General features: G+C 54.8%; 3 protein-coding genes. 2 read left to right on the top strand and 1 reads right to left on the bottom strand.

Features of this window, described 5'->3' with window-relative positions:
• The first annotated feature begins 497 nt into the window (after positions 1-497).
• Positions 498-626, top strand: a complete 129-nt coding sequence (locus ACOCD2_RS18120; RefSeq protein ID WP_293646551.1) for a hypothetical protein — start codon at positions 498-500, stop codon at positions 624-626.
• 122 nt (positions 627-748) lie between these two features.
• A complete protein-coding gene (locus tag ACOCD2_RS18115) occupies positions 749-1,135 on the top strand; it encodes an IS110 family transposase (RefSeq protein WP_293650155.1) in 387 nt (128 codons plus the stop codon).
• Positions 1,136-1,338: 203 nt separating this feature from the next.
• Here the strand turns inward: ACOCD2_RS18115 and ACOCD2_RS18110 are convergent.
• Positions 1,339-1,925: transposase (locus ACOCD2_RS18110; protein WP_294045354.1), on the bottom strand; the 587-nt coding region annotated here is incomplete at its 5' end.

The following is a 1,925-nucleotide window of genomic DNA, read 5'->3' as shown; positions in this document are numbered from 1 at the left end:
AGCGCCAGCTCTACACCGGATACTTGCCAGGGACTCTTGATTCCCAGTATCTGGGCATATAGGTCTTTGTCTCTCATAGGGGATTACGATAATCTACCCACTCCATTTGGGGAAGAGCCTTGTTTTTATTCCGTAGGTCGGGCTTCAGCCCGACAACAGCTGCCACAACGGAGAGAAATGTCGGACTGAAGTCCGACCTTGTATGCTCTGCTACAAGGTGGGTTGACAACTCACCCATTAAACGAATTTATGAAAAGATGCCCAATAGGTGGGCATAACCCGGGAGGCCGTTCCGACCTGAAGCTAAGAGCTTGTACGTAGATGGGCCCCCGTCCTCTTCGCCAATACCGTGGAGTATCTGAGGCTCAAGAACAGCTGTTCTTGAGCCTGTATTCGCAAGGTCGGTAGGCGAGGGTTCAGGATCGGGAGCCGGGTTCAATGGTAACAGAACACGATGTGAGGTAAAAAATGATTTCAGCAAGCGTGTCTTCGGCCTCGTGATAGATTTTGGGACATCCCAGTCCCCAAAATCGACTCAGCCTTTGACAACCTATTTGTGCCCCAGCCGTCCTGGTCACCAAGCACTACGCAACAACTTCGCAAGCTCGTTGCTGCTCCGTACTTGACTCCCATATGACTGGACGCCGCATTCGGAGGCCTACTTTGTTTTCCCTCTGGCGCAAGGCACGCCGGGAAAACAGTGCGGCCTCGCGGCTACTGGGGTCTACCAGCCTTCGCTTCGCTCTCCATGGCTGGCAGCGCCGGTATTGATGTCAGTGCAAAGCAACTGGAAACCGTCATCAATCGCAATGGCACTTCGATCAGTACCCCCATCACATTCGAGAACGATGCCAAGGGACATCAAGCCATACTCAAAGTCTTGCAGAAAAGAAAGGTTCAGCGCGTATGCGTGGAAGCAACGGGTGTTTATCATCTGGATCTGTGCGTGCTATTGGATGGAACCGGAATTGAGTTGATGGTACTCAACCCGAAAGCCGCCAAGCAATATGCTGATGTCATGATGAAAAGAAGCAAAACAGATGGCATTGATGCCACTCTGTTGGCTGGATATGCCCAGCACATGCCTTTTTCTCCGTGGAAAAAGCCTAACCCGCATCGCTCACCGATCCCCTAGTTCCGGCGTTTTTGGGCGCCGGGACGTGGCCAAGATAGACCGATAGCCCATTTCTCGTGCCAAGGTACTCGCCGAGAGAAGTGATTCTCGTGTTTTTCGCTCTCCCGGGGCTCTGGAGGATGTTTTTTCGACGGAACAGATGCGTCGGCCCCTCAGCACCGGAGTCTGATCGGTTGTGTCAACGTTGCCGGATGTAATAGGGTTTATCCAGGGGGTGACCAGGCAGGGTGCTGCTTGAGATTGGCCAGGATCTGAGCAATATCACTGGCGTAGGGATACGCTTCCGAGAAGGACAGCCAGACTTTGCGCGCTGTCAGGCGCAGGCGGGCGCCGATTTTCAGCAGCTTCAGACGGATCGTCGTGCTCTGGGCCTTGGCAAACGCCGTACCGGTCAGGCCCAGCCGACGCAGGCCGTGCAGCAGGACATAGGCAAAGGAAGAGAAGTACAGCCGCAGTTGGTTCGCCCGCAGGGTGGCACTGCTGGTGCGATCGGCGAACAGTCCCAGTTGCTGCTCCTTGATCCGGTTTTGTTCGGCGCATCCCTGCGCCTCACCCCTTCGGGGCTTGCGCGAAAATTCATTCCCGATGAATTTTTCCATCTCGCCACGGGCACAGTAAAGATCTTCGTATAAATGTTGGGCATCCGCATCAAGGGTGCTCAGGTTAGTGACGACAAAACGCGGATTGGCCTTACCTGGCAGGTATTCGGCCTTGCCGATCACCCGCCGTTCACAGGACCAGGATTTGCGCGTGCGGTAGCGGAAGTCACGGAAACACCGGGCGGCCTCGC

Origin of the sequence: Thiolapillus sp. (assembly GCF_048562965.1) — a bacterium.
Lineage (GTDB): Bacteria > Pseudomonadota > Gammaproteobacteria > Chromatiales > Chromatiaceae > Thiolapillus > Thiolapillus brandeum_A.
The sequence above is the reverse complement of the archived record's forward strand: the minus strand, read 5'-3'. Positions and strand labels throughout refer to the sequence as shown.